At 59.3% G+C, this 5,046-nt stretch carries 4 protein-coding genes; 3 read left to right on the top strand and 1 reads right to left on the bottom strand.

The features are described from left to right. The 3 genes from mqnE to ABX749_RS21360 form a co-directional block, all read left to right on the top strand. Positions 1–1,142, top strand: a 1,142-nt coding sequence (gene mqnE / locus ABX749_RS21350; protein ID WP_372897762.1) for an aminofutalosine synthase MqnE, incomplete at its 5' end; no start/stop codon positions are given. 153 nt (positions 1,143–1,295) lie between these two features. Continuing rightward, the gene (locus tag ABX749_RS21355; protein ID WP_372897763.1) at positions 1,296–2,714 is read left to right on the top strand and encodes a pectate lyase; all 1,419 of its coding nucleotides are present in this window, start codon (positions 1,296–1,298) and stop codon (positions 2,712–2,714) included. Positions 2,715–2,860: 146 nt separating this feature from the next. Further along, complete coding sequence (locus ABX749_RS21360; RefSeq protein WP_372897764.1) at positions 2,861–4,201, top strand: PQQ-binding-like beta-propeller repeat protein; 1,341 nt, start codon at positions 2,861–2,863, stop codon at positions 4,199–4,201. A 147-nt stretch (positions 4,202–4,348) separates the two neighbouring features. Here the strand turns inward: ABX749_RS21360 and ABX749_RS21365 are convergent. Further along, positions 4,349–5,046 (bottom strand): BBP7 family outer membrane beta-barrel protein (locus ABX749_RS21365; protein ID WP_372897765.1); only part of this gene is annotated, 698 nt, incomplete at its 5' end.

A 5,046-nucleotide genomic window follows, 5' to 3' on the forward strand; every position in this document is an offset into this window, starting at 1 on the left:
TGCCTGCAACCGATTACGCCGCACGATTCCGCGAAATCCGTGACAAAGTTGAATCCGAAGAACGGCTCAGCCTGGACGACGGGATCTTTCTCTACGATCCCGCCGTGCCACTGCAGGAAGTCGGCCAATTGGCCAATCTGGTCCGTGAACGCAAAAACGGCAACGTGGGTTATTTCAATATTAACACCCACCTGAACCCGACCAACGTCTGCGTCTATCGCTGCCGGTTCTGCGCGTTCCGCAGCGACCTGCGCGACCCCAAAGGCTACGTGATGAACGACGAACAAATCGTCGAACGCGGCCGCGAAGCCACCGAAAACGGATGCACAGAAATGCACATCGTCGGCGGGCTGCACCACAAGATGCCGTACGAGTGGTACCGCGGCATCATCGAACTGCTGAACAAGACCTACCCCCAAATCCATCTCAAAGCATGGACCGCCGTTGAAATCAATTGGTTCGAATTCCAGACCAAGAAATCGAAACAATGGGTGCTGCAAGACATGCGTGATGCCGGGCTGGGAAGCATGCCCGGTGGCGGGGCCGAGATTTTTCACCCCGAAGTCCGCGATCAGTTGTGCGAGCATAAAGCGAACACGCACGAATGGCTGCAGATCCATCAAACGGCCCACGAAATCGGCCTGAGAACCAATTGCACGATGCTGTACGGTCACGTCGAACAGGCCTACCACCGCATCGATCACTTGATCCGGTTGCGTGAATTACAAGACCGGACGGGCGGATTCCAAGTCTTCATCCCGCTGGCGTTTCACCCCGAAAACACCAAGCTGGACAACATCAAGAAACCGTCGGCCCTGATGGATCTGCGGACGATGGCAATCAGCCGGCTGATGCTCGACAACGTCCAACACATCAAGGCGTACTGGATCATGCTGGGCATCGAAACCGCACAAACCGCGCTCGCCTATGGCGCCGACGACATCGACGGCACGGTCCGGCACGAATTGATTTATCACGACGCCGGCGCCACGACCCCGGAATGCCTGAGCGTCGATCACATCAAACAGTTGATCGCCGAAGCCGGTCGCGAGCCCGTCGAGCGAGACACGGTGTACAACCACGTCCACCGCGAACCCCACGATTTCACGAAATGGACGTCCGGCGCTCCGGTCGGCGTCTGAGAGCAACCTGCGGAAGCGGCTTCCAGGCGGTCGTGCTACTGATTCGATCGCGAGAAGCCTCTCCCCCCATCGGCCGCCGCGGCGGGTTAGAATTTGGGACGCCCCGAATTCCCGCCCTCAAGCTCCGCCGGTCCCATGCGTCACCAAACGTCGATGCCCCGCCCGCGACTGTCTTGCGTGTGTTGTGCCGCAATCATTGCCGCCCTCGCAACGCCAGCCCATGCCGATCTGCCCGGTGAAGCGCTCGCCGCGGCCAAAAAAGCGACGTCGTTTCTGGTCGAACAGGTCAGCACCGAAGGCGGTTACCTGTGGCGTTATTCGGCGGATTTGAAACATCGTGAAGGCGAAGGCGTTGTCGAAACGTCGACCGTTTGGGTCCAACCGCCGGGCACACCCGCAGTCGGTCAGGCGTTCGTCCAGCTTTACCAAGCCACCGGTGACCGTCAGTTCCTGGACGCGGCCCGGGCGGCCGCCGAGTCGCTTCGTCGCGGTCAAATGCAATCCGGCGGCTGGCAGGCGATGGTCGAGTTCGAACCGGAACGCCGCCGTCGCTGGGCCTACCGAGTCGACCGCCCCGGTTCCAAGGCCAAAGACCAATCCAGCCTCGACGACGACAAGACGCAATCGGCACTGCGTTTCCTGATCCAATTGGATCGGGCGCTCGAGTTCAAAGACGAATCGATCCACGAGATGACCCTCTACGGACTCGATGGGTTGATCCAGCGGGGGCAGTTTTCCGGCGGAGGATTCCCGCAAGTCTGGACGGACCGACGCGACCTCGACACGCCGAAGTTGAACGCCAGCTATCCCGACGCCTGGCCGAGAACCTATCCCGGACACAACGAATATTGGTATCGATACACGTTGAATGACCATTTGGCACGCGACGTCATGAAGGTGCTGGTGTTGGCTGACGAAGTCTACGGAGATCCGCGATACCGGGCATCAGCCGTCAAGCTTGCCGACTCATTGCTGGCCGCCCAGATGCCCGCTCCCCAACCCGCCTGGGCACAACAATACGACGCCCGGATGCAGCCGATTTGGGCGCGAAAATTCGAACCGCCCGCGATCACGACCAGCGAATCGTTCAGCGTGATCGAAACGTTGATGATGGTGTACCGCGAACTCGGCGATCGAAAATACATCGAACCGATCCCGCGCGCACTCGACTATTTGGAAACCTGCCATCTGCCCGACGGCCGCGTCGCACGTTTTTACGAACTGAAAACGAATCGCCCGCTGTACTTCACCCTCGACTATCAACTGACCTACGACGACAGCGACATGCCCACCCACTACGGGTTCCAGCTACAAAGCAAAGTTCCCCAGTTGCGGAAGAAGTCCGAACGGATCGCCCGACTGACGCCGAAACAGCTCGCCGAATCCGATACGAGCCGCCCCCCAAGTCCCCGCGAGGTTCAAGAGATCATGGATGGACAAGACGAACGCGGCGCATGGTTGAGCGACGAAGCGATGCGGTACCACCGGGTCCCCGGACCGACGATCAACATGGACGTCGCGGTCGAGCACCTGACGACGCTGGCGGAGTATTTGGACGCCGTGGATCAGTGAGCGGCTGTCTCTCGTGACGCTCTCAACGGCCGGTTGGTCAAAGCGGTCATGAAACATTCACAATGAAACACGGAAAGATCGCCTCGGCCAGACGGTATAGATCCGTAATAATGGCTGACCTGAATTCCTCAATGAGTAACCAATTGATGACAAAACACGTTCTTTTGATCGCCTGTCTGTGCGTCACCGGCTCGATTTTGACGAGCCCCGATCGAGTCAACGGCGAAGACTGGCCGGGCTGGCTCGGTTCCTCGCGAGATGGCGTTTACCGCGAGTCCGGTGTGATCGACCACATCCCCGATTCGGGGTTGCCGATCAAATGGCGAACCCCGATCGCGGGAGGGTACGCCGGCCCCGCCGTCGCCGACGGCAAGGTGTTCGTGTTTGACTATCAACGCAGTGGCGGCGAAGTGGTCAACGATCCCGGCCAACGCGCCACCCTGACCGGCAAAGAGCGTCTGCAAGTGTTGGATGCGAAAACCGGCGAGAAACTCTGGGAATACTCGTATGACCGCCCCTACGAAATCAGCTACCCCGCCGGCCCCCGTGCGACCCCGACGGTCGACCGGGACAACGTTTACCTGCTCGGTGCCGAAGGCGATCTGACCTGTCTGTCGGTCGCCGACGGTTCGTTGGTTTGGACACGCAATTTGCCCAATGACTTTGGCGCCGAAGTGCCCATCTGGGGCTTCGCGTCGCATCCCTTGGTCGACGGCGATCTGCTGTACACGATGGTCGGCGGCCAGGGACAAGGCGTGGTCGCGTTTGAAAAAGCGACCGGAGAGGTGCGTTGGAAATCGTTGGACGCCAAAGCGGGGTACTGTGCGACTCGCATCATCGAGGCCGGCGGAACACGTCAGTTGATCGTTTATCACCCCGAAGCCGTCGAGGGCTTGGATCCGGCCACGGGAAAATCACTGTGGAACATTCCGATCACGCCCGCCTACGAGATGTCGATTGCCCAACCGATGATCGAAGGCGACCTGATGTACGCCAGCGGGATTCATGCCGAAGCGGTCATGTTTCGGCTCGGCAGCGAATCGCCCACCGCCAAAGAACTCTGGCGGGGTGGCCCCAAGAACGCCGTCCATTGCAGCAACGCGCCGCCGATGATTGTCGACGGAGTGATTTACGGAACCGATTGCGTCAAAGGAAACCTGATCGCTGTCGATGCAACCAACGGCGATCGACTTTGGGAAACCTTCCAGCCCACCGTGCCCGGCGAAAAACGATTCGCCCGACACGGTACCGCGTTCTTGACACGCTTGGGACAATCCGATCGCTACCTGTTGATGAGCGAAACCGGCGAATTGATCGTCGCCGAACTGACCGCCGCCGGCTACGAGGAAAAGGGTCGGATGCAGGTGCTCGAACCGACCAATGAATCGTTCGGCCGTCCGGTACTTTGGAGCCATCCGGCCTACGCCGACAAGACCGCGTTCATCCGAAACGACAAAGAAATTGTCGCCGTCGATTTGAGTCGCTAGACCACCGTGGCGTAAGCTTCCAGCTTGCGCTGGCGCAGTCGGCTGTCTCATTCACTCCATCGCGACCAAGATGTTTCAACCACAAAAAAACCCCGCTCGTTCTCCGAGCGGGGTTTTTGTCGTTGCGAGTCGCTGGTTTTCACAGCCCTACCACATGTATTCCGCACCGACGGTGAAACCTTGCAGAGTCAGACTGTCGTAGGTCAGGTTGCCCGCGGTCACCCGTTGGGGCGAACTGCTGGCCTGAAAGTCCATGCCGCCGAAGGCAATATCGTCGACAGCCAGGACGTAGTACGAACCGCGTAGGGTCAGCGAGTGCGACAAGCGATAGATCCCTTTCAGTTCAAGGTCGGTCAGGATCGTTCCGCGTTGATCGCCGTCGACAACGGTTTGGGGCACGAGCGAGTTGGCCGAGATCCGAATCGTTCGGTCGACGTCGTTTTGCACCCAAGCTCCTTTCGCACCCAGGCCGAGGGAAATTCCCGGAGCCACGTTCCACCAGAAATCGAATCCGGTCTGCGGCCCGAACAACCGGTTTTCGGTATCCGAGTCGGCATCGAAGAACCGGTCATAGATCCCCGGATTGGGGCCGGTCGTCACGTTGGTTTGTCCTTGAGTCGAGTAGCGAAGCCCATCGTCGTATCGCATGAATCGCAAACCGACGAGCCAAGAGCTTTGGAATCGGCAGTAGGGGAACATCGTGCGGCGGCGATAGTTGAACTCGGCCGAGTGAAATCGGCTTCGTGCTTCAATCGATTGCGTGGTCGAACGGTCGGTGTCATCGAAACCACCGGCGACCGGGGAGGTGCCGAAATCGGTGAGGAAGGAATACAGGTTGCCTTCCA

Source organism: Stieleria sp. (assembly GCF_041595215.1).
Lineage (GTDB): Bacteria > Planctomycetota > Planctomycetia > Pirellulales > Pirellulaceae > Stieleria > Stieleria magnilauensis.